General features: G+C 63.4%; 23 protein-coding genes and 1 pseudogene. 6 read left to right on the top strand and 18 right to left on the bottom strand.

Going from position 1 to position 24,638, the window contains the following annotated elements:
* Positions 1–57 precede the first annotated feature (57 nt).
* The 5 genes from J5J10_RS06405 to rpsD form a co-directional block, all read right to left on the bottom strand.
* Entirely contained in the window at positions 58–882 is an 825-nt protein-coding gene (locus J5J10_RS06405; protein WP_211929268.1) for an inositol monophosphatase family protein, read from the bottom strand.
* Positions 883–902: 20 nt separating this feature from the next.
* Positions 903–1,733 (bottom strand): inositol monophosphatase family protein, encoded by an 831-nt coding sequence (locus J5J10_RS06400; protein WP_211929267.1) that lies wholly within the window; start codon positions 1,731–1,733, stop codon positions 903–905.
* On the bottom strand, positions 1,730–2,665 hold the full coding sequence (gene ttcA / locus J5J10_RS06395; protein WP_211929266.1) for a tRNA 2-thiocytidine(32) synthetase TtcA: 936 nt from the start codon (positions 2,663–2,665) through the stop codon (positions 1,730–1,732). The genes J5J10_RS06400 and ttcA overlap by 4 nt, the downstream gene beginning before the upstream one ends.
* Before the next feature lie 55 nt (positions 2,666–2,720).
* Positions 2,721–3,647, bottom strand: coding sequence for a glutaminase (locus tag J5J10_RS06390; protein ID WP_208551288.1), 927 nt, complete (start codon positions 3,645–3,647; stop codon positions 2,721–2,723).
* Between the two features lie 111 nt (positions 3,648–3,758).
* Entirely contained in the window at positions 3,759–4,376 is a 618-nt protein-coding gene (rpsD, locus tag J5J10_RS06385; protein WP_208551289.1) for a 30S ribosomal protein S4, read from the bottom strand.
* Between the two features lie 320 nt (positions 4,377–4,696).
* Between rpsD and J5J10_RS06380 the strand changes: the two genes are divergently transcribed.
* Both J5J10_RS06380 and pepT read left to right on the top strand, forming a co-directional pair.
* The gene (locus J5J10_RS06380) at positions 4,697–5,593 is read left to right on the top strand and encodes a D-alanyl-D-alanine carboxypeptidase family protein (protein WP_348646457.1); all 897 of its coding nucleotides are present in this window, start codon (positions 4,697–4,699) and stop codon (positions 5,591–5,593) included.
* A 26-nt stretch (positions 5,594–5,619) separates the two neighbouring features.
* Positions 5,620–6,852 carry a peptidase T gene (pepT, locus tag J5J10_RS06375; protein WP_211929265.1) on the top strand — a complete coding sequence of 411 codons (1,233 nt, stop codon included), beginning with the start codon at positions 5,620–5,622 and terminating at the stop codon, positions 6,850–6,852.
* An 8-nt stretch (positions 6,853–6,860) separates the two neighbouring features.
* On the opposite strand, the gene J5J10_RS06370 is transcribed toward pepT, so the two are convergent.
* Positions 6,861–7,283, bottom strand: coding sequence for a type II toxin-antitoxin system VapC family toxin (locus tag J5J10_RS06370; RefSeq protein WP_211929264.1), 423 nt, complete (start codon positions 7,281–7,283; stop codon positions 6,861–6,863).
* A complete protein-coding gene (locus J5J10_RS22600) occupies positions 7,280–7,519 on the bottom strand; it encodes a hypothetical protein (protein ID WP_211929263.1) in 240 nt (79 codons plus the stop codon). The genes J5J10_RS06370 and J5J10_RS22600 overlap by 4 nt, the downstream gene beginning before the upstream one ends.
* Before the next feature lie 77 nt (positions 7,520–7,596).
* Between J5J10_RS22600 and J5J10_RS06360 the strand changes: the two genes are divergently transcribed.
* Entirely contained in the window at positions 7,597–8,016 is a 420-nt protein-coding gene (locus J5J10_RS06360) for a DUF1810 domain-containing protein (RefSeq protein ID WP_211929262.1), read from the top strand.
* Positions 8,017–8,019: 3 nt separating this feature from the next.
* On the opposite strand, the pseudogene J5J10_RS06355 reads toward J5J10_RS06360, so the two are convergent.
* The 8 genes and pseudogenes from J5J10_RS06355 to J5J10_RS06320 form a co-directional block, all read right to left on the bottom strand.
* Positions 8,020–9,652: pseudogene (locus J5J10_RS06355) on the bottom strand (ATP-binding protein).
* 135 nt (positions 9,653–9,787) lie between these two features.
* On the bottom strand, positions 9,788–11,077 hold the full coding sequence (locus tag J5J10_RS06350; protein ID WP_208551294.1) for a hemolysin family protein: 1,290 nt from the start codon (positions 11,075–11,077) through the stop codon (positions 9,788–9,790).
* Positions 11,078–11,259: 182 nt separating this feature from the next.
* Positions 11,260–11,496 carry a DUF1127 domain-containing protein gene (locus J5J10_RS06345; RefSeq protein ID WP_211929261.1) on the bottom strand — a complete coding sequence of 79 codons (237 nt, stop codon included), beginning with the start codon at positions 11,494–11,496 and terminating at the stop codon, positions 11,260–11,262.
* Between the two features lie 382 nt (positions 11,497–11,878).
* Positions 11,879–12,682: a glutamate racemase gene (gene murI / locus J5J10_RS06340; RefSeq protein WP_211929260.1), complete on the bottom strand. Its 804-nt coding sequence runs from the start codon at positions 12,680–12,682 to the stop codon at positions 11,879–11,881.
* Complete coding sequence (locus J5J10_RS06335) at positions 12,663–13,484, bottom strand: RNA methyltransferase (protein ID WP_211929259.1); 822 nt, start codon at positions 13,482–13,484, stop codon at positions 12,663–12,665. Before J5J10_RS06335 ends, murI begins: the two co-directional genes overlap by 20 nt.
* A gap of 70 nt (positions 13,485–13,554) precedes the next feature.
* Positions 13,555–14,100, bottom strand: coding sequence for a hypothetical protein (locus J5J10_RS06330; protein WP_211929258.1), 546 nt, complete (start codon positions 14,098–14,100; stop codon positions 13,555–13,557).
* A 73-nt stretch (positions 14,101–14,173) separates the two neighbouring features.
* Entirely contained in the window at positions 14,174–14,752 is a 579-nt protein-coding gene (locus J5J10_RS06325; RefSeq protein ID WP_211929257.1) for a hypothetical protein, read from the bottom strand.
* Positions 14,749–15,267 carry a hypothetical protein gene (locus tag J5J10_RS06320; RefSeq protein WP_211929256.1) on the bottom strand — a complete coding sequence of 173 codons (519 nt, stop codon included), beginning with the start codon at positions 15,265–15,267 and terminating at the stop codon, positions 14,749–14,751. Before J5J10_RS06320 ends, J5J10_RS06325 begins: the two co-directional genes overlap by 4 nt.
* Positions 15,268–15,494: 227 nt before the next feature.
* On the opposite strand from J5J10_RS06320, the gene J5J10_RS06315 reads away from it, so the two are divergent.
* From J5J10_RS06315 to J5J10_RS06305, 3 genes are all read left to right on the top strand, one after another.
* Positions 15,495–16,709: an NADP-dependent isocitrate dehydrogenase gene (locus tag J5J10_RS06315; protein ID WP_208551301.1), complete on the top strand. Its 1,215-nt coding sequence runs from the start codon at positions 15,495–15,497 to the stop codon at positions 16,707–16,709.
* A 131-nt stretch (positions 16,710–16,840) separates the two neighbouring features.
* The gene (locus J5J10_RS06310; RefSeq protein WP_211929255.1) at positions 16,841–17,464 is read left to right on the top strand and encodes a glutathione S-transferase family protein; all 624 of its coding nucleotides are present in this window, start codon (positions 16,841–16,843) and stop codon (positions 17,462–17,464) included.
* A gap of 81 nt (positions 17,465–17,545) precedes the next feature.
* Positions 17,546–19,204, top strand: coding sequence for a SulP family inorganic anion transporter (locus J5J10_RS06305; protein ID WP_208551303.1), 1,659 nt, complete (start codon positions 17,546–17,548; stop codon positions 19,202–19,204).
* Here J5J10_RS06305 and J5J10_RS06300 read toward each other — a convergent pair.
* From J5J10_RS06300 to recA, 3 genes are all read right to left on the bottom strand, one after another.
* Positions 19,188–20,420: a GGDEF domain-containing protein gene (locus J5J10_RS06300; protein ID WP_211929254.1), complete on the bottom strand. Its 1,233-nt coding sequence runs from the start codon at positions 20,418–20,420 to the stop codon at positions 19,188–19,190. The two genes, J5J10_RS06305 and J5J10_RS06300, sit on opposite strands and share 17 nt — an antisense overlap.
* A 126-nt stretch (positions 20,421–20,546) precedes the next feature.
* Positions 20,547–23,207: an alanine--tRNA ligase gene (gene alaS / locus J5J10_RS06295; RefSeq protein ID WP_211929253.1), complete on the bottom strand. Its 2,661-nt coding sequence runs from the start codon at positions 23,205–23,207 to the stop codon at positions 20,547–20,549.
* A gap of 165 nt (positions 23,208–23,372) precedes the next feature.
* On the bottom strand, positions 23,373–24,461 hold the full coding sequence (gene recA, locus J5J10_RS06290) for a recombinase RecA (RefSeq protein WP_208551306.1): 1,089 nt from the start codon (positions 24,459–24,461) through the stop codon (positions 23,373–23,375).
* Positions 24,462–24,638: the final 177 nt, after the last annotated feature.

The following is a 24,638-nucleotide window of genomic DNA, read 5'->3' as shown; positions in this document are numbered from 1 at the left end:
CGACAAGGCCTGCGGAGATCGCTCCGCGGGCCTTCTCTTTTGGGCTGACAAGCGGGCTCAGGCGGGACGAAAAACCTCGCACGACAGCATCTCCCAGCTTTCCCTGTCCGGTGCCACCAGCAGACCGCCGTCGACATGGCTCGGCAGATAGGCCGATCCGTCGAGCCTCGCTACATGCGCGCCCGCTTCCGCCGCGATCAGCGCGCCGGCCAGATGATCCCAGGGCATCAGCTTGCGATACATCAGGAAGTGCACGTGACCGCCGACGAACATGCGGTATTCGTGCGCGGCGCATCGGTAGGTGGTGAAGAGCCTCACTTCGGCGAGCCGCGTCAGCAGCCCACGCCGTTCCTCGATCGGCACGTAGCTCGCATTGGCGATCCCGACCATGTCGGCAAGCGGCACCGGCGGCACCACGCCCATCTGCGTCTGCGATCCGTCGGGACCGCAGAGCCAGGCACCCGAGCCCTTCTCCGCGATCACCCAGTCATTGCCCATCGGATCGTAGATGATCCCGGCCACGACCTCACCCTTCGACACCACGCTCGCCATCACCCCGAACAGCGGCAGTCCCGCGGCGAAGTTGAAGGTCCCGTCGATCGGGTCGACGACGACGGCAAGATCGGCATCGGCAAGCTTCGGCAGGAGGTCCGGATCGGCCGCGACTGATTCCTCCCCGACGAACAGCGCGTCCGGCATCGCCGCCTCGGTCCGCGCCCGGATCAATCGTTCCGCCGCCTCGTCCGCTTCCGTCACCAGGTCGATGGCCTCGGTCTTGATCCTGACATCGCCGTCACCGAGATTGCGGAAACGCGGCAGGATCTCGACCGCGGCCGCCTCCTGCAGCGCATTGGCAAGAATCGCGATATCGAGATCGGGCATGAGTGTTCTTCCTTCCTTGTTCAGTCGAGCGCGAGAATCTCGCGCCTGATCATCGTCCAGCTGTCTAAGTCGGGCGCCGACAATATGCCGCCCGTGGTCTCGCCCGGACGATAGGGCGTGCCATCGAGCTTAGCCGTATGTCCGCCGGCTTCCTGGTGAACGAGCACGCCGGCCAGATGGTCCCAGGGCATGAGCTTTTCGTGGCCGATGAAATGCACCTTGCCGGTCGCCGCCAGCCAGTATTCGTGCGCCGAGCAGTTGAGCGACAGCGCCATCCTGATACGGCTCATATTGGCGGCGATCAGCGGCCGCCGCGCGGGCGCGCTGTGCCCCCAGGAGAAGATGCCGACCATCTCACCGAGATCGACCGGCGCGGCAACCCGGATTGGCATCGTTTGACCGTCATACCGCCGGAGACGCGCCCCTGCCCCCTTCACCGCCACCAGCGTATCGCCCAGGACAGGATCATGGATCAGCCCGGCAACTGTCTCGCCGGCCACCGTCACTGCCAGCAGCGTTCCGAAGGCCGGCAGACCGGAGGCGAAGTTGAAGGTACCGTCGACAGGATCGATGACGAAGGCAAGTGGCGCTTCGGCGAGACCGTCTATAACGCCCGGATCGGCGGCATAGGCCTCCTCGCCGACGATGTGGGCGGACGGAAAACGCGCGCGGATCGCGGCGGTGATCCGCTTTTCCGCGTCGAGGTCCGCCTCGGTGACGAGATCGACGGAAGACGCCTTCTCGCTGATGTCGGCGGAGCCGAGATTGCGGAACCGTGGCATGATGTCATGAACGCCGGCCTCGCGCACGATGGCCAGCAGGAAGTCTATGTCTGTGTCTGAGAAGCTCATGGAAGAAGATCGGTCTCGGTGGAAGGGTCCGCCTGACTATCCTCTCCCGATGACGACGCCGTGACAGCAAGCCCGGCAAAATCGAAGAGCTTTCGATCCATCAGATGCGACGGGTTCACGTGCCCGAGTGCCCGCAACATCGCGTCCTTGCGGCCCGGCATCTTCGCCTCGATGCCGGCCAGCATCTCCTTCATCGCATTGCGCTGCAGCCCGTCTTGGCTGCCGCAGAGATCGCAAGGGATGATCGGAAACGCCATGGCCTCGGCAAACCGCGCCAGATCCTCTTCCGCCGCATAGGCGAGCGGCCGGAGCACCATCAGGTCACCCTCGTCGTTGACGAGCTTCGGCGGCATGCCCGCAAGCCGCGCCCCATGGAACAGGTTCATGAAGAACGTCTCAAGAATGTCTTCCCGGTGATGCCCGAGCACCAGCGCCTCGCAACCCTCTTCCCGCGCGATGCGGTAGAGATTGCCGCGCCTCAGCCGCGAACAGAGCGAACAATAGGTCGCGCCCTGCGGCACCTTCTCCTTCACGATCGAATAGGTGTCACGATACTCGATCCGGTGCTTGACCCCGATAGACGAGAGATAGTCCGGTAGCACGTGCTTTGGAAAGTTCGGCTGCCCCTGGTCGAGATTGCAGGCGATCAGCTCGACCGGCAGAAGACCACGCCACTTGAGATCGAGCAGAAGCGCCAGCAGGCCGTAGCTGTCCTTGCCGCCTGACAGGCCGATCAGCCAACGCTTCTGGCCCTTCAGCATGTCGAAGTCCTCGATCGCCTGCCGCACCTGCCGGATCAGCCGCTTGCGCAGCTTGTTAAAGCCGACGGAGCGCGGCGCTGCGGCAAACATCGGGTGCGCGCCGGAAAAATCGGCGTCGTCGACCGGTTCGGCATCCTGGAGGGACTGGGCTATGGGGGACGTGAGGTTCATGCCGTCTTCCGCAAATGGCGTTCGAGAAGCGACATGCCCCCATCCGGGTCCAAGATCAAGTCCCGAATACCGACCAGCCGGTGCGCGTCGCCAGCATTTCGAGCGCGACGGAGCCCAGCGCCGAGTTTCCGACCTTGTTGAGACCGGGCGACCAGACAGCGATCGACGCCTCGCCCGGGGCGACGGCCAGGATGCCACCGCCGACGCCGGACTTGCCGGGAAGGCCGACATGGAAGGCGAAATCGCCCGACCCGTCATAGTGGCCGCACATCAGCATCAGCGCGTTGATGCGTCTCGCCCGCTTCGGCGAGACCACCGAAAAGCCCGTGATCGGATTGGTGCCGCGATTGGCGAGATAAAGCCCGGCATGGGACAGCTGCACGCAGCTCATCGCAAGCGCGCACTGGTGAAAATAGACGCCGAGCACATGCTCGACCGGATGATGCAGGTTGCCGTAGCCGCGCATGAAGTTGGCGAGCGCGAAATTGCGATAGCCGGTCTTCTGCTCCGACTGGGCGACCTTCTCGTCGATGCTGAGCGTTTCGTCATCGGCGAGATAGCGCATGAAGCGCAGGTATTCGCCGATCGCCTCGCGCGGCGCATGCCCGGCAAGCACCATGTCGGTGACCACGATGGCCCCGGCATTGATGAACGGATTGCGCGGGATGCCATGCTCGTATTCCAGCTGCACGATCGAATTGAACGACGATCCCGACGGCTCGCGCCCGACCCGTTTCCAGATCGTCTCGCCCGCCTTGCCGAGCGCCAGCGTCAGCATGAAAACCTTGGAAATGCTCTGGATCGAGAAAGAGGTATCGGCGTCGCCGGCCTTGAAGGTCCGTCCATCCACGGTGGTGATCGCGATCCCCAGCTGTTCCGGCTTCACCCGCGCAAGCTCGGGGATGTAGTCGGCGACATTGCCCTCGCCGAGCCGGGGCTTAAGCTCCCGCACGATGTCGTCGGCGATCGCCTGCAGATCCATGTCGTCCCCTCGTCACAAAACGCCCGTCGCAATATTCAACGACGACCACCGCACCGCAACAAAAAAGCCGCCCCGAGGGACGGCTTTTCCGAAATCGATAACTGAAACCGATCAGCGCGAATAGAATTCGACGACCAGGTTCGGTTCCATGATGACCGGGTACGGCACGTCCGAAAGGGTCGGCACGCGCGCAAAGGTCGCAACCATCTTGTTGTGGTCGACTTCGAGGTAGTCAGGAACGTCGCGTTCGGCGAGCGAAACCGACTCGAGAACGGTTACGAGCTGCTTCGACTTCTGGCGAACTTCGATCACGTCACCGGCCTTGCAGCGGTACGAACCGATGTTGACGCGGACGCCGTTGACCGTGACGTGGCCGTGGTTGACGAACTGACGGGCAGCGAAGACCGTCGGTACGAACTTGGCGCGGTAGACGATGGCGTCGAGGCGCGATTCCAGCAGGCCGATCAGGTTTTCGCCGGTGTCGCCCTTGCGGCGGTTGGCTTCTTCATAGATCGCGCGGAACTGCTTCTCGCGGATATCGCCGTAGTAGCCCTTGAGCTTCTGCTTGGCGCGCAGCTGTACGCCGAAGTCCGAAAGCTTGCCCTTGCGGCGCTGGCCGTGCTGGCCCGGGCCGTATTCGCGACGGTTGACCGGCGACTTCGGGCGGCCCCAGATGTTTTCGCCCATGCGGCGGTCGATTTTGTACTTGGAAGATGCGCGCTTGCTCATCCGTATTTCCTTTTCAACAGGTTACAGCGGTTTGTTGCCAAACCGCCTTAAGGAAACACGCCCTCCTCTGAGCCCTGTTTGGGAGCTCTGACAGGCTTCTCACGTCAGCGAACGGAGAAAACCACGGGACATGTCAAAACAAACACCGGGCATTTCGGCCCGGCGTTGGGGGCGTCTTTAGTCAGGATAGGCATTTTTGTCAACAGCCATGGCCGAACTTCGCAACCGCCACGCCGACCGTATGGCCTCGGGCGTCGGACCACACAGCCATACAGCGCCATGCCGTCGTCCGCCACCGTCCGCCAACAGTTGAAAATACCGTGAAGCGGCACACGGCGGCTGACAGCCCGGGTGATCTGCGATATGCGGAAGGCCTGCATTCCATTTACCGAAAGATCGCCATGTCGTCCCGCGTTCACACCGCCGTCGCCCGCACGTTTCTCGCCATAGTCCTGACTTTCACCGCCAGCCAGGCGCTCGCCGGTCGCGCCCATCTCGTGGTCGACGCGCAGACGGGGACCATTCTGGAAGCCGAGAACGCCGACGAGCTGAACTATCCGGCCTCGCTCACCAAGATGATGACGCTCTACCTCACCTTCGAGGCGCTGCATCAGGGTCGGCTGACGTGGGACAGCAAGCTGGTGATGTCGGAAAACGCCGAGAGCAAGGAACCCTACAAGTTCGCCGTTGGCGTCGGCCGCTCGATCACCGTGCGCGAGGCGGTGATGGGCATGATCGTGCTGTCCACCAATGACGCCGCCGTTGCGGTCGCTGAGGCGCTCGCCGGCTCGGAGGCAGCCTTCGGCCAGATGATGACCGCAAAGGCCCGCCAGCTCGGCATGGCGAGCACCGTCTTTACCAATCCCGCCGGTCTGCCGGACCCGAACCAGGTGACGACCGCGGCCGACATGGCGCGACTTGGCCTTGCGCTGCTGCGCGACTATCCGGAAGAGTACAAGCTGTTCTCGACCCGGACCATGACCTTCCGCGGCATGAAGTTCCGCGGCCACAACGGCGTTCTCGCCGCCTATCCGGGCGCCGATGGCATCAAGACCGGTTATACGGAAGCGTCCGGCTACAATCTGGTCACCTCCGCCAGCAATGGCGGACGCCGCCTCGTCGGCGTCGTGCTCGGCGGCAACAGCGCAGGCGAGCGCGACAAGCAGATGATCGCGCTGATGGAGAAATATCTGGGGCCCGCCCCGGCCGGCCAGTAACAAACATTGGAGGATCGAAGCACGCCATGACCGACACCGTCCTCGACCGCCTGCTGCGCTACGTCATGATCGACACGCAATCCGATCCGGAATCCATGGCGCAGCCCTCCACCGAGAAGCAGAAGAATCTCGCCCGGGTGCTCGTCGACGAGCTTCTGGCCATGGGCCTGTCCGACTCGCACATGGACGAACACGGTAATGTCTACGCGACCCTGCCCGCCAATACCGGCAAGCCGGTCCCGGTCATCTGCTTCTGCTCGCACATGGACACCGCTCCCGACTTCACCGGCACCGGCGTCAAGCCGCAGGTCCTCAGGAACTACCGGGGCGGCGACATCGTCCTGCCGGGCGACACCAGCCGCGTGATCCGCGTCGCCGAACATCCGGACCTGAACGACCAGATCGGCCACGACATCGTCACCACCGACGGCACCACCCTTCTCGGCGCCGACGACAAGGCGGGCGTCGCCGAGATCATGACGGCGATGCGCCATTTCGTCGACAATCCCGACATCCCCCATGGCACGGTGAAGGTGCTCTTCACCACCGACGAGGAAATCGGTCGCGGCGCCGATAAGGTCGACCTCAAGAAGCTCGGCGCCGCCTTTGGCTACACCATGGACGGCGGCAAGGTCGGCGAGATCGAGAACGAGACCTTTTCCGCCGACGGCGTCGACATCGCCATCACAGGCGTCTCCATGCACCCCGGCACGGCCAAGGACGTGATGGAAAACGCGATCAAGATCGCTGCCGACATCGTCGCCCGCCTGCCGAAGGATCAGGCGCCGGAAACGACCGACGGACGTCAGGGCTTCATCCACCCGACCGACATCTCCGGCGCCATGGACGCCGCCCACCTGAAATTCATCATCCGCGACTTCGACGTGAAGGGCCTGCATGAGAAGGAAGCGCTGCTGGAGGGCATCGCCCAGGACGTGATGAAGGCCTATCCCGGCTCGTCGATGACCTTCAAGGTCCGCGAGCAATATCGCAACATGAAGGAAGTGCTGGACCGCCATCCGGACGTGATTGCCAATCTGGAAGAAGCCGTCCGCCGCGTCGGCCTCACCCCCGTCACCGCCTCGATCCGAGGCGGCACCGACGGCTCCCGCCTCTCTTTCATGGGCCTGCCCTGCCCCAACATCTACACCGGCGGCCACGCCTACCACTCGCCGCTGGAATGGGTGAGCGTCCAGGACATGGAGGTCTCGGTGAAGACGATCGTGGAACTGGTGAAGGTCTGGGAAGAGCGGGCCTGACGCCGGTTCTAGCGATGGTGCCAAGGATTGATCACTGTCAGCCCTGCCGCTTCGAAGGGTGAGGTGTCGCGCGTCGCCACGTCGAAATTACGGGAGGCCGCGATAGCGGCGATATAGCCATCGGCGATAGCAATAGCCCTCCCTTTCGAGCGTGAAACCGACATCAGGGTCGCGTAGGCTTTTGCGGCGGCTTCATCGAAAACGAGAAATCGGTTGTCGAACACAGCCTTGACTGTTTTCTCGAACGCCGTCGCAAGCCCTGCTTTACGTTGCCCCTCGGGCATTTTGGCGATTCCATATCGAAGCTCGGCCAGACTGATCGTCGTCAGAAAGAGTGTTTCCAGGACTTGCGTGTCCATCCACCGCAAGACCCCCGGGTCCGATTGCGGTCGGAGAAGCTCCGACAGGATATTGGTATCGACGATGATCATTCGAAATCGATATCACGCGGCGGCGAAGGGTCGCGCTCGATCTCAAGATCGACCCCGCCGAATTCCGCGACGATCGCCCGGAACGCCTCCCCGGCCTTCAGGCGCGGCTGTACGTCGACCGCCGCGTCCAGTATCGCGCGTATCTCCGCCTCCGTGCTGCGTCCATGCGCCACCGCCCGCTGCTTCAAGGCCCGGTGCGTATCGTCTGACAGGTTTCGTATTGTAACGGCTGCCATAAACCCTTACCTCCGGCTAGGGAGAGGATGATATCACATAGATGGGCGTGATATCAAACAGACGCAAGGGAGGTTTCATGACCGCGTCCTTCGATCTCACCCGCTTCATCGACGCCCAAGCCCACGTCTACGACACGGCCCTGCGCGAGCTCCGCGCCGGTCGGAAGCAGAGCCACTGGATGTGGTTCGTCTTCCCGCAGATCGCCGGCCTCGGGTCGAGCCCGATGGCACAGCGCTATGCCCTCACCTCGCTCGACGAGGCGCGCGCCTATCTCGACCGCCCGGTTCTCGGCCCACGTCTCCGAGAATGCTGCCAGATCCTGCTCGCACTCGACGAAACCGATGCCGAACGCATCTTCGGCTATCCGGACGTCATGAAGCTGCGCTCGTCGATGACGCTCTTTGCCAAGGCCAGCGCAAGTCCGAACCTCTTCGAGGATGTGCTTCTTAAATTCTACGACGGCAAGGAAGACGGCGAGACGCTGGCCCGCCTCTGACCCTCATTCGGCCGCGGACGGAACCTCGCCGCCAGCTTCATCGGTCGCGTTCGGATCGCCCGGCGCCGTCTCAACCTGCAGGTCGGGAAACGCCACGATCCGCTTGCCGGCGAAGTCCGTGTGCACGACGATCAGCCCCTGTTCCTCGAAATAGCCGAGCAGACGCCGCGCCCGCCGTGCCGAGTGCGTGCCATAGGCCTTGGCGATGCGCTGGTCCGAAGGGCAGAGTTCTCGGGTGAGCGCCGCCTTGGCAAGCAGCAGGAACACCCCCTGCAGATCGTCCGACACCTGCACCGACAAAGATAGCGCCGTCGCCCAGCCCTCGCTGGCTGCCGTCTCCTCATCCACGCCGGAACGGGAAATGGCGACGCGACGCCGGAACTCGCCCATCGCCATCGGCGGACCGCCGACGCGGCGCATGCGGGCCCGCACGAGAAACTCCTGGTAGAGAACCGAATCCGTCCGGTAGGCCGCCTGCGGATCGGCGAGTATTTCGTCGAGCACCGCGGCAAGCCGCTCCTCGCGCTCCTCCGCCGAGATTTCCGGCGCGGCCGGACGCGACGGCGTGGCGGCGGACGGCTGGTCTTCGCCACCGGCCGGGGCGGCCCGTGAAAGCTCGGCGAGGATGTCCGTGCGAGATTTCCGGCGCGGCCGGACGCGACGGCGTGGCGGCGGACGGCTGGTCTTCGCCACCGGCCGGGGCGGCCCGTGAAAGCTCGGCGAGGATGTCCGTGGTCGGACGCGGCGCCGGCGGCGCGCGGCGCACGATCGGCCGGGTAAATTCCTCTGGATCGGGCGTGAAGATCAGGTCTTCCACGTCCTGCGGCGCATCCGGCAGCGGCATCAGCTTCGGCGAGGAGGAACGCGCCGAGGTCTCGACATTTCCGATCACGATCGGCAGCGGCCGACGCGACAGCGCAGGTCCGAGCGCAACGAAATTGCCACGCTTCAGGTCACGGAACATCTCCGCCTGCCGCCGGTCCATGCCGAGCAGATCGGCGGCACGCGCCATGTCGATGTCGAGAAAGGTCCGCCCCATCAGGAAGTTGGAAGCTTCGGCCGCGACGTTCTTGGCAAGCTTCGCCAGACGCTGCGTCGCGATCACGCCGGCAAGCCCGCGCTTGCGGCCGCGGCACATCAGGTTGGTCATCGCGCCAAGCGACATGCGTCGCGCGTCTTCCGACACGTCGCCACCCATCGACGGCGCGAACATCTGCGCCTCGTCGACCACCACCAGCACCGGAAACCAGAACTCGCGGTCGGCGTCGAACATGCCGTTGAGGAAGGCTGCCGCTGCCCGCATCTGCTGCTCGATTTCAAGGCCTTCCAGCGTGAGCACGCAGGACACGCGGTGACGCCGGATGCGGTCGGCGATGCCCGCAAGCTCCGCCTCGGTTCGGTCGGCATCGACGACCACGTGACCGTATTTGTCGGCGAGCGTGACGAAATCGCCCTCGGGGTCGATGATCACCTGCTGCACCCATTTTGCGGACTGCTCCAGCAACCGCCGCAAAAGATGCGACTTGCCCGAACCGGAATTGCCCTGCACCAGCAAACGCGTGGCCAGCAATTCCTCGATATCGAGCTTGGCCGGGTCACCGCCCGCCAATGTTCCCATATCGATCCCGACCTGCAACGTGAATCACCCTTTCAGACTGTCTGGAAGATGCCGCCTACGGCTATCGCGGCAAACCAAACCCCGCAATAGCAGACCCGGCACGCGGTGACGCGCCGGGAATTGCGAAACCCACAGGCAATAACGCCACAGCGATCAGATTTCGCCCTCGCCGACCGGCGTCACCAGGAGCTTGTCGATCCGCCGGCCGTCCATGTCGATGACCTCGAACTTCCAGCCGTCCTTGATGAAGCTCTCGCCGAGATTGGGAATGGTCTTCATCTCGTCGATGGCGAAGCCCGCGACCGTCGTATAGTCGGGCTCGTCCTCGATGCGCACGCGGATGTGATCGATGAATTCGTCGATCGGGGTCCAGCCGGCCACCAGATAGGAACCGTCCTCGCGGCGCAGCATCGCCGGCTCGTCGTCGCCCTCCTCCTGGAAGGCGCCGGTAATGGCCTCCAGAATGTCGCCCGAAGTGACGATCCCCTCGAAATGACCGTATTCGTCATAAACCAGCACCATGTGCAGCGGCGTCCGACGCATCGCCTGGATGATGTCGGTCGCGCCGGCGAGGTCGGAGATGATCGGCACCTCGGCCGCCATCGTGCGGATGTCCACCGGCTGGCCGAGCGCCAGCGCCTCGTAGACCTTTCGGCTCACGAGGACACCGAGGATTTCGTCCGAATCGCCGGTTCTGACCGGCAAACGCGAATGCTGGCTGTTCCTCAGCGTGTCCTTCAACTCTTCAAGCGTATCGTCGACGTCGACCATCTCGACATCGCGGCGCGGCGTCATCAGGCCTCGGGCGGTGCGATCGGCAAGCCGCATCACGCCGGAGATCATCGCCTGCTCTTCCGTCTCGATCACGCCGGCGCTCTGGGCTTCCGCGAGCACGCTCTTGATCTCCTCGTCCGTAACGGTCCCGACATTGCCGCCGCTCTGCCCGAGCAGGGCAAGGATCAGTTTGCCGGAGGTGTCGAGCAGCCAGACAAGCGGCGCCGCGACCTTGGACAAAAGAAGCATCGGCCGCGCCACACGCGAGGCGACGCCCTCGGGATTGCGCAGCGCGATCTGCTTCGGCACGAGTTCGCCGACGATCAGCGACAGATAGGTGATGAGCACGACGACCGAACCGACGCCGAGCGCATTGGCGGCCGTCGTCGAAAGCCCTTCGCTCGCGAGAAACTGGGCAAGGCGGGCGCCGAGCGTGGCGCCGGAAAACGCACCCGAAAGGACGCCGACCAGCGTGATGCCGATCTGTACTGTGGAAAGAAAGCGACCGGGGTCTTCACCCAGCCGGATGGCGACTTGCGCGCCGTGATTTCCCTGATCCGCCAGGATTTTCAATCGAGCCGGCCGCGACGAGACAACAGCCAGTTCGGACATGGCGAGAACGCCATTCAGCAACGTCAAGAAGATGACGATCAATATCTCTGTTAACAAAACGAAACGAGCAACGCTCCTCTACACCGGCTAAACGGCCGGCCACTCCGGTTCTCTATCATACAAGACCGGTCCTTCCAAACGACAAGGACCGGCAACCGGCGATCAATTCTTGCGGAACGGATGCGGCGACGAGGTCCCCGCATCCTGCCTGATTGACGGGAATTTACCGGTCCTTTCACTCAGAACCGGATATCCCAAAAGCTCGGGCGCGATGGAGGAGGAAAGCGCTCCTCGAGCGGCAAACCCATGTCGCGGCGCATCCTGTCCGACAGGTCTGCGATGGCGTTGTAGCGCCGCCGGAGCCGCATCTCGTTGATGAGCAGGGACAGGGCGATGCGCCAGAAGCCGAATTTTTCCCGCAATTCCTCGAGCGGAATCCGCGGGGACGAATCAATCAAAAGTTGATCTCTGAACATGGTTTCTCATGCCGTCGCCTCTCGGCCGACGGCTCCTCGAAAAATGAATGAGCGCGCGCGATCACGGCTTACGGCGCAACAGGCGCCGAGAAGCACAAATCAGGCACGGGATGATGGTGAAAAGGCCGACGAACCGGACTTATCGGGCTCTCAATGCGAGGCGCGACCGGAGCAACCTCGGACGACGTTTGTAGAAACACGCGTCGAGGCAGCGAGACCGAGGGTTCGGCGCATCAGTCGTGCAAAATGAGTCATAACGCCTCCAACGGTTCGGATTTCGGATTGTTGGACGATGCCATAGAGGTCCGATCACGACAAGAGCACAATTCGCAATTGCATCACCGGGGCGTGAGCCGTTGTCCAAAAGCAACATTATCGACGTTCACCCCACGCGCAGACCAAATCCCTGCATCAGCCGCCGCGTCGAGAAATCCGGATTGCCGGACGTGAAGACGGCGAGATCGAATCCGTCCGGATGCTCCGCCCCTTCGACAACAGGCACCAGCCGCCGCGCCTGCCTGGCGATCGCCTCGGCCGGGTCCAGCCAGTCGACCGGCCATGGCGCCAGCCGCCGGAAGACGTTCGCCATGAACGGATAGTGCGTGCAGGCGAGCACGACGATGTCGGTCCTGCGCCCCTCGCTCTCGACGAAGCAAGGCGTAATCTCCGACAGCACGTCTTGGTCGGAGACGGCCTCGCCCCGAATATAGGCCTCGGCCATGCGCGCAAGGTTTTGCGATCCGACCAGCCGCACGTGGCACTGCGTGGCGAAAGACTGGATGAGGTCGCGGGTATAGGCGCGTTTCACCGTTCCCGGCGTGGCCAGCACGGAAACCAGCCCCGATCGCGTGCGCTCCGCCGCCGGCTTGATCGCCGGCACGGTACCGATGAAGCGCATTCCGGGAAATGCTGCCCGCAAATCCGCGCCGGCCAGCGTAAAGGCAGTATTGCAGGCGACGACAACGGCTTCGGGATCATAAGTGTCGATGAGCTCTCGGAAGAGAGCGACGATCCGCGCCTTCAGCGGTTCCTCCTCCCAGTCGCCATAGGGAAAGCCTGCGTCGTCGGCGACGTACACAAAGCCGCGTTCGGGCATCAGCACCCGCGCCTCGCGCAGGACCGTCAGCCCGCCAATGCCCGAATCGAAGACGAGAACAGGCTTCAGCTCACGCGTCTCCGCCGCCATCCTCGTCCCCGCTCCTAGACTTGACCGAACCCTTGGGATTGTTGCGGCTGTAGCGGTCGAATGTGGCGAAAACACCGCGCAGCACGCTGATCTCCTGCTCGGTGAAGGCCCGCCGGGACAGTACCGCGCGCAGGTTCTCGATCATCCTCGGCTTCTTGCCCTCGGGGCGAAAATAGCCGCGCGCGTCGAGCGCCTCCTCCACCTGTTCGAACAATCCGATCAGATGGTCCTTGGTCGCCGGCCGCTGTTCCGACGCGGTGAACCGCGTCTCCGCCAGATCCTCCATGCCCGATTTCATCCACTCGTAGGACATCAGAAGCACCGCCTGGGCGATATTGAGCGAGGCGAAGGCCGGATTGACCGGAAAGGTCACGATCTCGTCGGCGAGCGCCACCTCCTCGTTCGTCAGTCCCCAGCGCTCGCGGCCGAACAGGATGCCGGTCCGCTCGCCGCCGGAAAACTTCGCCCGCAGCGTCGAGGCAGCGACAACGGGCGAGCGCACCGGCTTGAAGCCGTCGCGTTCGCGCGCGGTGGTCGCATAGACGAAGTTCAGATCGGCGATCGCCGCCTCAAGCGTGTCGTAGACCTGCGTGGCGTCGATCACGTGATCGGCCTTGGAGGCGGCGGAGCGCGCCTTCTCGCTCGGCCAGCCATCGCGCGGATTGACGAGCCGGAGCTCCCAAAGCCCGAAATTCGCCATGGCGCGGGCCACCATGCCGATATTCTCACCGAGCTGCGGCTCGACCAGAATGATCACCGGACCTTCCGCCAACAATTCGCGCTCGCTGTTCGTGCCTGCCATTCTATTCGCCCGCTCTCGATGAAACGGCGGCTTCACTGGCACAGGTGCCGCGAAAATGCAAAAGCGATGATCATCTCCACGGCACCGGCTTGCCCGACGCCTGCCGTTCGAGCCAGGCCTTGAGCGAAAACCACCCGCCACTTTCAAGTGGCCTCAGAACATCGTCGATCGCATATCGCGACGATGAACCTGCGACCGGCTCGAAGATGAACATCAGGCGGTGACCTCCCTCGGGAAAGTTGTCGCCACAGTCCGGTGTCTGCAGGCTCACATCGATCATGTTGCGGGTATCGGCGCGTGTCCGGTCGATTACCCCGACCTTGCCGATCGGACAGCGGTTGGGATCGCCGGTCATCGCATCGGTCTCGAACAGCACCACCGAGCCCGCCGCCTTCGCCATACGGACCGCGCCGGTGTAGGCCTCGACGAAGGACAGCGTGAAATCGTTCAACAGTTGCGTTTCGGTGAAATACGGCTCATGCCGGTCGGGTTCGTCGAGCGCGTTCACCACGATCCGCTCCACATAGCCGTCAACCAGATCCCGCCGGTTGTCGGCCTGAGCCGGCGCCGCCAGAACCAATCCCGAAATCAGGGACAAACACGCCAACCGAAACATTGCATCTCCCGGACATCCGTCTCTGTCCGGAGATTGCGCGCAAGACCAAAACAGCGCAAGGGCGCCGCGACCATCAGTCTTCGGCGAGCGCCCGGAACTGTTCCCTGAGCGAGTGGTCCGTCTTGCCGTCGTCGCCGAGATGGCGGATGTCATCGACGTAGTACCACGGCGCGGGCTCGTTGTAGCCCTCCTGCACGACGTCGAAGACGACACGCGTTCTCACCTTGGCCCACTCCTCGCCGAAACAGGCAAAGGCATTGAACTCCACGAAGACAGGCGTCTTGTCGCCCTCCGGCTTGCCGACCTCGTAGGTAACGTCGGTCACCTCGCAATTGTCCTGCCCGCCGATCACGGGCTCGTGGTCGAGGAACATCATGTCCTCGTTGCTCTTCACCTTGACCAGTGCAGCGGCGAGATCCCTTGTGAAGCCGACGCTGTAGAGCGCCATCAGCGCCTCAGGATCGAAATAGCTGGTCGACACGTCCCCGCCGGTCGTCTCGCCGCCCGAACTGCGGATCGTCACGCCCATCACGGCCTTGACCGGCCGCAACGGATCGGCGCCGTCGGCCAGCGAGATCGAGGGCGTGGCCGTCAGCATCGCCAGACCAAGGCTTGCAAGCAGCAGGCGTCTTGAGGACCGCGGACTGCTCATTGAGCACCGATTTCCTTCAAATAGCCCTTCAGCGATTCGCCGGTCTGCCCGTCGACCACCTCATAGAGGTCGTCGATCACCGCTTTGCCTTGCTCTTCGATCACATGGAAGATCAGTACGCGTTCGGGCTCGTTGGTCGCCTCGTCGAAGCAGTTCCGGTTATCGAAGGTCGCGACCACCTGGCCGTCGCCGTCGTCCTCTATCTTGAGCTTCTCGATCGGGCAGCTGTCCTGTCCGCCGACGATCGGATCGTAGTCCAGGGGCGTGCCTGTCGTTTCACCTTCCGGCGGATCGTAGACCGGAAACTTGGATGCCTCGCGATAGCTGTTGGCGAAGTCGCGGCTGTAAATCTCGTCCAGCAGGTCGTCGCCGAACATGTCCCGGAAATCGGTATTGTCCCTTTCCCAGTTCTTCTGGGCGATCTGCATCAGGGTCTTGACCGGAGCGGTCATGTCGGTGGCCAGGGCGGAACTGGCGAGAAGCGTCAGCGACAGGCCGAGGAGGATGGATTTCATCTGTGGATTTCCGCAGGTTTTGAGTTTATCGCAATCTATCGATACCATGGGAAACGGCAAGCGCGCCTCCGATCGACGACGCGACCAAAGTTGGTGGCAATTTCTTCAGCAAAAGCACGATAGCAGGGCTTCTGCGCTTTGCCTCGCGCCGTCTCGATGCTATAGCGCAGCAAATTTCGCTTGAAACCCCGCGGGATTCCCCTCCCACAGAGCAGAAGAGGCAATTCATGAACAAGATCAAGGTTGCGAACCCGGTCGTCGATCTCGACGGCGACGAGATGACCCGCATCATCTGGCAGTTCATCAAGGACAAGCTGATCCTTCCCTACCTTGATCTGGACATCGAATACTACGACCTGTCGGTCGAGAACCGCGACGCAACCAACGACCAGGTGACCGTCGACGCCGCCCACGCCATCAAGAAGCACGGCGTCGGCATCAAGTGCGCAACCATCACGCCGGACGAAGCTCGCGTGAAGGAATTCAATCTGAAGCAGATGTGGAAGAGCCCGAACGGCACGATCCGCAACATCTTGGGCGGCGTGATCTTCCGCGAGCCGATCATCTGCAAGAACGTTCCCCGCCTCGTTCCCGGCTGGACCCAGCCGATCGTCGTCGGCCGTCACGCGTTCGGCGACCAGTACAAGGCAACCGACTTCAAGTTCCCCGGCAAGGGCAAGCTGTCGATCAAATTCGTCGGCGAAGACGGTGAAGTGATCGAGCGGGAAGTCTACGACGCCCCCGGCGCCGGCGTGGCGCTCGCCATGTACAACCTCGACGAATCGATCCGCGAATTCGCCCGCGCTTCGATGATGTACGGTCTGATGCGCAAGTGGCCGGTCTACCTGTCGACCAAGAACACCATCCTGAAGGCCTATGACGGCCGCTTCAAGGACATCTTCGAGGAAGTCTACCAGAACGAGTTCAAGGCCAAGTTCGACGAAATCGGCATCGTCTACGAACACCGCCTGATCGACGACATGGTCGCCTCGGCTCTGAAGTGGTCCGGCGGCTATGTCTGGGCCTGCAAGAACTACGATGGCGACGTCCAGTCCGACACGGTAGCCCAGGGCTTTGGCTCGCTTGGCCTGATGACCTCGGTTCTCCTGTCCCCCGATGGCCGCACGGTCGAGGCAGAAGCCGCCCACGGCACGGTCACCCGCCACTACCGCCAGCACCAGAAGGGTCAGGAAACCTCGACCAACTCGATCGCCTCGATCTTCGCCTGGACCCGTGGCCTTGCCCACCGCGCCAAGCTCGACGACAATGCGGAACTCGCCAAGTTCGCGACGACGCTCGAAAAGGTCTGCATCGACACGGTCGAATCCGGCTTCATGACCAAGGACCTGGCGCTCCTCATCGGCCCGGATCAGCCCTGGCTCTCCACGACCGCCTTCCTCGACAAGGTCGACGAGAACCTCAAGAAGGCCATGGCGGCCTGAACGCCTAAGACGAATGGATAATGAAAAACCCGGTCTTCTGGCCGGGTTTTTTCTTGCCCGGCTGCGCCGGCCCATTGACGCGCCAGCGATCCGGGTCCTAGCCTTCCGCAAACTTCTGGGAGGGGTTCAAGATGTCCGAGATCGTGTTCTACACCAATCCGATGTCGCGCGGACGCATGGTCCGCTGGATGCTGGAGGAGGTCGGCGTTCCCTACCGCACGGAAATCGTACCCTTCGGCCCGCCGATGAAGACCCCGGACTATCGTTCGGTCAACCCGCTCGGCAAGGTGCCGTCGATAAGGCACGGCGATAACGTCGTCACCGAGGTCGCCGCAATCTGCGCCTATCTGGCGGACGCCTTCCCCGAAGCTCACCTTGCTCCGCCACCCGCCGACCGCGCCTCCTATTATCGCTGGATGTTCTTCGCAGCCGGCCCGCTGGAGGCCTGCCTCGTCAACCGGGCGCTGGGCGTCACGGTCCCTGACGACAAGCGCGGTATGGTCGGCTACGGCCGCTACGACACCATGCTCGACACGCTGGAAGGTGCGGTCAGCGCCTCCGACTATGTCGCGGGCAAGGCCTTCACCGCCGCTGATGTCTATGTCGGCTCGCATATCGGCTGGGGCATGCATACCGGCGCGATCGAGAAACGCCAGGCCTTCACAGACTATCTTGGTCGTGTCGGCAGCCGCCCCGCCGCGCGGCGTGCGGCGGAACTCGACGATGCCGCTGCAGCGGCCATGCAAAATACCTGAGCCGCCGCGGGGGCCGGCCTTGCCCCACGCAAGGCCAAGGTCTCTAATCCGGCATCACAATCTCCGCTCGACCGAGTCGCCATGTCCGCCAGCCTCGAGACCTTCGAACCGAAATCCTTAAGCGTCCTGAAGGAAGGCTACGGACTTGCCCGGCTGCGCGCCGACGCGATTGCCGGCCTCACCGTCGCGATCGTCGCCCTTCCACTCTCCATGGCAATCGCGATCGCTTCGGGTGTGACACCGGATCGCGGCCTGTTCACCGCCATCATCGGCGGCTTCCTCGTCTCGCTGCTCGGCGGCAGCCGCCACCAGATCGGCGGTCCAGCCGGCGCCTTCATCGTGCTCGTGGCCGCCACCGTCGATCGCCACGGCATTACCGGCATGCTGCTTGCCGTGATGATATCTGGCTTCTTCCTGATCCTCGCCGGCAGCCTGAAGCTCGGCACCTACATCAAGTTCATCCCCTACCCGGTCACCGTCGGCTTTACCGCTGGCATTGCCGTCATCATCTTTTCCAGCCAGCTCGGCGAACTGTTCGGCCTGACGCTGCCGGGCAAGGAACCCGGCCCGATCGTCGAGAAACTCGAAACGCTGGCCGGCGCCTGGCAAACGATCAACCCGGCGGCCTTCGCCATCGCCGCGCTGACGATCCTGATCATCCTCGTGCTCCGGCGTCTGCGCCCGCATTGGCCCGGCCTGCTGATCGCGATTTGCGTCGCCTCGCTCGCAACCGCGCTGCTCAGCCTCGACATCACCACGATCGGCTCGCGTTTTGGTGGCATTCCGCGCACGCTGCCGCTGCCGGAAGTGCCGCCCTTGTCGTTCGATCTGGCGGTTGCCGTCCTGCCGGATGCCATCGCCTTCGCGCTGCTGGGGGCGATCGAGTCGCTTCTCTCCGCTGTCGTTGCCGATGGCATGACCGGACGACGTCACCGATCGAATGTCGAACTCGTCGGCCAGGGTGTCGCCAATATCGGCTCGGCGCTGTTCGGCGGCATCTGCGTCACCGGCACCATCGCCAGAACCGCCACCAATGTCCGCGCCGGCGCCACGAGCCCCGTGTCAGGCATGCTGCACGCCCTCTTCCTGCTGCTCTTCATGCTCGTCGCAGCCCCGCTCGCGGTCTATATCCCGCTCGCCGCCTTGGCCGGCATGCTGGCGGTCGTCGCCTGGAACATGGTCGAGCGTCCCGCATTCGCCGCACTCCTGCGATCCTCACGCGGCGACGCGGCGGTGCTTCTCGTCACCTTCCTGCTGGTCGTCTTCCGCGATCTGACCGAAGGCATCGTCGTCGGCTTTGCGCTCGGCGCGCTGCTCTTCATCGGCCGCATGAGCAAGGCTGTGACCGTGACACCGCACGAGGAACCGGGCGCAGCCGAAAAACCCATCGACCAGAGCGACGAGGACACCGTCGTCTACCGGATCGGCGGCGCCTTCTTCTTCGGCGCGGCCGCCACAGTCGGTTCGGTTCTGGACCGCATCGCCGACCGCTACCACAATTTCGTCCTGGATTGCTCCGATGTCTCCTTCATGGACTCGACGGCGGCGAACGTAATCGAGGGAACGGTCCGGAAGGCCGAGCGCGCCGGTGTCAGCGTCTACATCGTCGGCGCAGGGGAAGAGCTTAAGAAGCTGCTGGAGACGCATGAACTGGAACCGCCGCGCGTCACCTATGTAGCCCGCATCGCCGACGCCCGCGCGGCCATTGCCGCAAGGCGTGCCGTCACGTCGCCTGTCTGAGGCCGTCCCGGTCCGGCCGGCCGGCATCCTTGCTCTCCGCCATCAGCGAAGCGATCAGCTTCAGCCCGGCGCTCGCATTGAGCGCGGTGACCCGGTTGCGGCCGTTGCGCTTGGAGATGTAGAGCCCCCGGTCGGCGATGCCGAGCAGAAAATTGATATCCGCGTAGCTGGCGACATCGGCGCTGAGACCGATGCTGACCGTCATCCGCAGCTCCTGGGCTCCAAGGATGACCGGCGCCCGCTCCACCGCCTCGCGCAGCCGCTCGCACGTCGCCCGCGCTTCCTCCAGCTCGCAATCCGGCAGGTAAAGCGCGAACTCCTCGCCGCCAATCCGGCCGAACACGGCGTCCTGAGGCACTTGCGCGACGAGAAGCCGGCTGAACGCCATCAGCGCTTCATCGCCGCCCGCATGGCCATAGGTATCGTTGATCCGCTTGAAATGATCGAGATCGAGCAGTGCGAGCGCGCCTTGCGCCTTCGACTGCTCACGAAGCCGATCGACCGCCTTGATGAACGCCCTGCGGTTGAAGATGCCGGTCAGTGAGTCGATCTCCGCCTCTCGCCTGTAGCGGAATTCCAGCCGCTCGCGAGTCATCACGAAGATCGAGAAGCCGCCCATCAGCGCCAGCGCAAACAGGCTGAACATGAAGATGCCGTTGGTCAGCGAAGCGATGCTCTCCGGCGGTTGCACCAGCGTCACGATGAGCCGCAAAGCATAGACCGCCGCATGCAGGCCGAAAAACACCGAGAGCCAGGTCCGCGCCGGCAGCGGTTCTTTGGCCCGACCCCGCCAGCCGGCGCCGGCGACCAGAACCGATGTCACGACCATGAGCACCGAAGCGCCGAGGATACGGGCTCCGAGATCGTTCTGAAACGTGGGCAAGCCGAAATAGAGGCCGAGCCAGATTGCTGGCGGCACGGTGGCCCAGAGCGGATTGACCGGCCGGTCGTCGAAGGCCCGAATGCCGACCCAGTAGAGAGGCATGGCGTAGGTCGTCAGAGCGTTGCCGATGCCGGCGACCAGCCATTCGGGCGCAAGCCCGCGCAGGGACAACAGGAAAACACCGGTAGCCGACGTAAAATAGGCCAATGCCCAGAAGAACAGGGCGGCGTTGGACCGCTCACGAAGCCAGTTGGCGGTCACGAAGACACAGATGATCGCCAGCCCGGTGGACAGGCACAACATTAGGGTCGACACATTCAGCAATTCGGACACGCACTACTTCCCGCTCACTGATGCCGAGACGTAGCAGCGAAGTCTTAAATAATGACGTAAGCGGATCGCTAGAAATCTGTCGTGCCGAAAATAGTTCGGCACGACATCGGTTTTCCGGGAAAATGGTCAGCCGCCGATTGCAGCGGCGACGGCATCCACGGCCGCCTGGGCATTGGCGCCGTCCGGACCGCCGGCCTGCGCCATGTCGGGACGGCCACCGCCACCCTTGCCACCAAGCGCGGCCGAGGCCACGCGGACCAGATCCACCGCGCTGAAGCGACTGGTCAGGTCTTCGGTGACCGCGACGACGGCGCTTGCCTTGCCATCTTCCGAAACCCCGATCAGCGCGACGATACCCGAACCGAGCCCGGCCTTGCCGTCGTCGGCGAGGCCCTTCAGGTCCTTCGGCTCGACGCCCGACAGCACCTTGCCGACGAACTTGACGCCGGCGATCTCGGTCGCTTCGACGGCACCACCACCCTGGCCGCCGCCCATCGCGAGCTTGCGCTTGGCATCGGCCAGTTCGCGCTCCAGCTTCTTGCGTTCTTCGATCAGCGCCTCGACACGGCCGACAAGATCGGCCGGCTGCACCTTCAGCGAAGCCGACAGCGTCTTCACCCGCTCGTCCTGCTCGGAAAGATAGGCGCGTGCAGCCTCGCCCGTCAGCGCTTCGATACGGCGCACGCCGGCGCCGACTGCGCTGTCCGACAGGATGCGCACGAGGCCGATATCGCCGGTCGCCGAAACGTGCGTCCCGCCGCAGAGCTCGATCGAATACGCCTTGCCGGCCTTTTCGCCGCGCAGCGCCGTGCCCATGGCGACGACACGAACCTCGTCGCCATACTTCTCGCCGAACAACGCCATCGCGCCCTCGGCAATGGCGTCGTCGACGCTCATCAGCCGCGTCGTCACAGGCGCGTTCTGCAGCACGATTTCGTTCGCCATCTCTTCGACGATCTTCAGCTCCTCGGCGCTGATCGGCTTCGGATGCGAGACGTCGAAGCGCAGCCGTTCCGGCGCCACCAGCGAACCCTTCTGGGCGACGTGGGTGCCGAGCACCTCGCGCAGCGCCTCGTGGATCAGGTGCGTCGCCGAATGGTTGGACCTGAGGCGACCACGACGGGCGTGGTCGACATCGAGCGTAGCCGCGACACCGACGGCGACCTTGCCGTCGCGCACGGTGCCGATGTGAACGAACAGGCCCTCGCCCTTCTTCTGCGTGTCGGTGACATCGATGACGAAACCGTCGCCGGTAATGACGCCGGCATCGCCCATCTGTCCGCCCGACTCGCCGTAGAACGGCGTCTGGTTGACGACGATCTGCACTGCCTCGCCGGCCGATGCCTGGTCGACGGACGTGCCGTCGCGCACGATGGCCTGGATTTCCCCTTCGGCGGTTTCGGAGCTGTAGCCGAGGAATTCGGTGGCGCCGAGCTTTTCCTTGAGCTCGAACCAGATTGTCTCGGTCGCCTTGTCGCCGGAGCCGGCCCAATGCGCCCGTGCCTCGGCCTTCTGCCGCTGCATCGCGTCGTTGAAGCCGGTGATGTCGACGCCGATGCCCCGGGCGCGCAGCGCGTCCTGCGTGAGGTCCATCGGGAAGCCGTAGGTGTCGTAGAGTTTGAAGACAGTCTCGCCGTCGAGCGTATCGCCCTTGGACAGGTTGCTGGTCGCATCCGACAGCAGCGACAGGCCGCGCTCCAGCGTCTTGCGGAACCGGCTTTCCTCGAGCTTCAGCGTCTCTGTGATCAGAGCCTCGGCGCGGACCAGTTCCGGATAGGCCCGGCCCATCTGCTGCACCAGCGCCGGCACCATCTTGTAGATCAGCGGCTCGCGCGCACCGAGCAGTTCTGCATGGCGCATGGCGCGACGCATGATGCGGCGAAGCACGTAGCCGCGGCCCTCGTTCGACGGCAGCACGCCATCGGCGATCAGGAAGGCGGACGAACGCAGATGGTCGGCGATGACCCGGTGGCTGGCGCGGCGCTCGCCTTCGGCGGCAACGCCCGTCAGGTCGACCGAGGCCTCGATCAGCGCCCTAAAGAGATCGATGTCGTAGTTGTCATGCTTGCCCTGCAGAAGAGCTGCGACGCGCTCCAGGCCCATGCCGGTATCGATCGACGGACGCGGCAGGTCGATCCGCTCCTCCTTCGTCACCTGCTCGTACTGCATGAAGACGAGGTTCCAGATTTCGATGAACCGGTCGCCATCCTCTTCCGGCGACCCCGGAGGACCGCCCCAGATATGGTCGCCGTGGTCATAGAAGATTTCCGAGCACGGTCCGCACGGGCCGGTATCGCCCATCGCCCAGAAATTGTCGCTGGTAGCGATGCGGATGATCTTGTCGTCGGAGAGCCCGGCGATCTTCTTCCAGAGATCGAAGGCCTCGTCGTCGGTGTGGTAGACCGTCACGCAGAGACGCTTCCGGTCGATGCCGAATTCCTTGGTGATCAGGTTCCAGGCAAGCTCGATCGCACGTTCCTTGAAATAGTCGCCGAACGAGAAATTGCCGAGCATTTCGAAGAAGGTATGGTGGCGCGCGGTGTAGCCGACATTGTCGAGGTCGTTGTGCTTGCCGCCGGCGCGCACGCATTTCTGCGCCGTCGCCGCCGTCGAATACGGACGCTGCTCAAGCCCGGTGAACACGTTCTTGAACTGCACCATGCCGGCGTTCGTGAACATCAGGGTCGGATCGTTGCGCGGCACCAGCGGGCTGGAGGAAACGACCTCGTGACCATTCGTCTTGAAGTAGTCGAGAAAAGTCGACCGGATGTCGTTTACACCGCTCATGTCACGCCCTTCATTCGGGCCGGAAGCCCGGCCAATTCGCAAAATCAATGGCTTTTATCGCCCGGCATGGCCCCTGTCCAGCGGCGTATCCGCATGCGCAAATGAAAACCGGCCGCGTCCCGAAGGAAACACGGCCGGTGGAATTTCGACAGACTGGCGAGAGCCTTACATGTCGTCGGCACCGTCGCCGTCATTGGCGTCGGGACCACCGTTCTGCAGGAAGCGCTCGGCGATCAGGCCGGCGTTCTGGCGCAGCGCCATCTCGATCTCGTCGGCCACGGCGGGATTGTCGCGCAGGAACAGCTTGGCGTTCTCCCGGCCTTGGCCGAGGCGCTGGCTGTTATAGGAGAACCAGGCGCCCGATTTTTCGACGATTCCGGCCTTGACGCCGAGATCGACCAGTTCGCCGGTCTTCGAAACACCTTCGCCATACATGATGTCGAATTCGACCTGCTTGAAGGGCGGTGCCATCTTGTTCTTGACGACTTTCACCCGGGTCTGGTTGCCGACCACTTCCTCGCGATCCTTGACCTGGCCGATACGACGGATGTCGAGGCGAACCGAGGCGTAGAACTTGAGCGCATTGCCGCCGGTCGTGGTCTCGGGAGAACCGAACATCACGCCGATCTTCATGCGGATCTGGTTGATGAAGATCACCATGGTCTTCGACTTGGAGATCGAGGCCGTCAACTTGCGCAGCGCCTGGCTCATCAGGCGGGCCTGCATGCCCGGCAGGCTGTCGCCCATCTCGCCCTCGATTTCGGCCCGTGGCGTCAACGCCGCGACCGAGTCGACGACGAGAACGTCGATCGCGCCGGAGCGCACCAGCGTATCGGTGATCTCGAGCGCCTGCTCGCCGGTATCGGGCTGCGAGATCAGCAGGTTCTGCAAATCGACGCCGAGCTTGCGGGCATAGACCGGGTCGAGCGCGTGTTCGGCGTCGACGAAGGCGCAGATGCCGCCCTTCTTCTGGGCTTCCGCGATCGTCTGCAGCGCCAGCGTCGTTTTGCCCGAGCTTTCCGGACCGTAGATTTCGATGATGCGCCCCTTCGGCAGGCCGCCGATACCGAGCGCGATGTCGAGGCTGAGCGACCCCGTGGAAACGGTCTCGACCTCGACCACGCTCTCGTTGGCGCCGAGCTTCATGATCGAGCCCTTGCCGAACGAGCGCTCGATCTGCGACAGCGCCGCTTCCAATGCCTTGCTTTTATCCACTGCTTTATCCTCTACGAGCCGCAAAGAATTCTGTGCCATTTGATCCACCTTTAGGTTATTGAAGCCGCATAGGCAATAAAGCAGCCGATATGGGTTATGTACACTTTTTGTTCTCTTTTTGCAAGAGCCACACAACCACCTGTTATCATTGAGATAACGGGAGAGAGTTCGATTTTCGTTCCGCAGTCTCTCCCGGATGACAGACGATATGCGCCT

Source organism: Ciceribacter sp. L1K23, from assembly GCF_018122705.1.
GTDB lineage: Bacteria > Pseudomonadota > Alphaproteobacteria > Rhizobiales > Rhizobiaceae > Allorhizobium.
Note: the sequence above shows the minus strand (reverse complement) of the source record. Positions and strands in the feature narration are given on the sequence as shown.

Bases quoted from the DNA above. Each gene is read 5' to 3' on its own strand.
- J5J10_RS06405 (WP_211929268.1), bottom strand. From the start codon at position 882: ATGCCCGATCTCGATATCGCGATTCTTGCCAATGCGCTGCAGGAGGCG.
- J5J10_RS06400 (WP_211929267.1), bottom strand. From the start codon at position 1,733: ATGAGCTTCTCAGACACAGACATAGACTTCCTGCTGGCCATCGTGCGC.
- ttcA (WP_211929266.1), bottom strand. From the start codon at position 2,665: ATGAACCTCACGTCCCCCATAGCCCAGTCCCTCCAGGATGCCGAACCG.
- J5J10_RS06390 (WP_208551288.1), bottom strand. From the start codon at position 3,647: ATGGATCTGCAGGCGATCGCCGACGACATCGTGCGGGAGCTTAAGCCC.
- rpsD (WP_208551289.1), bottom strand. From the start codon at position 4,376: ATGAGCAAGCGCGCATCTTCCAAGTACAAAATCGACCGCCGCATGGGC.
- pepT (WP_211929265.1), top strand. From the start codon at position 5,620: ATGACCGACACCGTCCTCGACCGCCTGCTGCGCTACGTCATGATCGAC.
- J5J10_RS06370 (WP_211929264.1), bottom strand. From the start codon at position 7,283: ATGATCATCGTCGATACCAATATCCTGTCGGAGCTTCTCCGACCGCAA.
- J5J10_RS22600 (WP_211929263.1), bottom strand. From the start codon at position 7,519: ATGGCAGCCGTTACAATACGAAACCTGTCAGACGATACGCACCGGGCC.
- J5J10_RS06360 (WP_211929262.1), top strand. From the start codon at position 7,597: ATGACCGCGTCCTTCGATCTCACCCGCTTCATCGACGCCCAAGCCCAC.
- J5J10_RS06345 (WP_211929261.1), bottom strand. From the start codon at position 11,496: ATGTTCAGAGATCAACTTTTGATTGATTCGTCCCCGCGGATTCCGCTC.
- murI (WP_211929260.1), bottom strand. From the start codon at position 12,682: ATGGCGGCGGAGACGCGTGAGCTGAAGCCTGTTCTCGTCTTCGATTCG.
- J5J10_RS06335 (WP_211929259.1), bottom strand. From the start codon at position 13,484: ATGGCAGGCACGAACAGCGAGCGCGAATTGTTGGCGGAAGGTCCGGTG.
- J5J10_RS06330 (WP_211929258.1), bottom strand. From the start codon at position 14,100: ATGTTTCGGTTGGCGTGTTTGTCCCTGATTTCGGGATTGGTTCTGGCG.
- J5J10_RS06325 (WP_211929257.1), bottom strand. From the start codon at position 14,752: ATGAGCAGTCCGCGGTCCTCAAGACGCCTGCTGCTTGCAAGCCTTGGT.
- J5J10_RS06320 (WP_211929256.1), bottom strand. From the start codon at position 15,267: ATGAAATCCATCCTCCTCGGCCTGTCGCTGACGCTTCTCGCCAGTTCC.
- J5J10_RS06315 (WP_208551301.1), top strand. From the start codon at position 15,495: ATGAACAAGATCAAGGTTGCGAACCCGGTCGTCGATCTCGACGGCGAC.
- J5J10_RS06310 (WP_211929255.1), top strand. From the start codon at position 16,841: ATGTCCGAGATCGTGTTCTACACCAATCCGATGTCGCGCGGACGCATG.
- J5J10_RS06305 (WP_208551303.1), top strand. From the start codon at position 17,546: ATGTCCGCCAGCCTCGAGACCTTCGAACCGAAATCCTTAAGCGTCCTG.
- alaS (WP_211929253.1), bottom strand. From the start codon at position 23,207: ATGAGCGGTGTAAACGACATCCGGTCGACTTTTCTCGACTACTTCAAG.
- recA (WP_208551306.1), bottom strand. From the start codon at position 24,461: ATGGCACAGAATTCTTTGCGGCTCGTAGAGGATAAAGCAGTGGATAAA.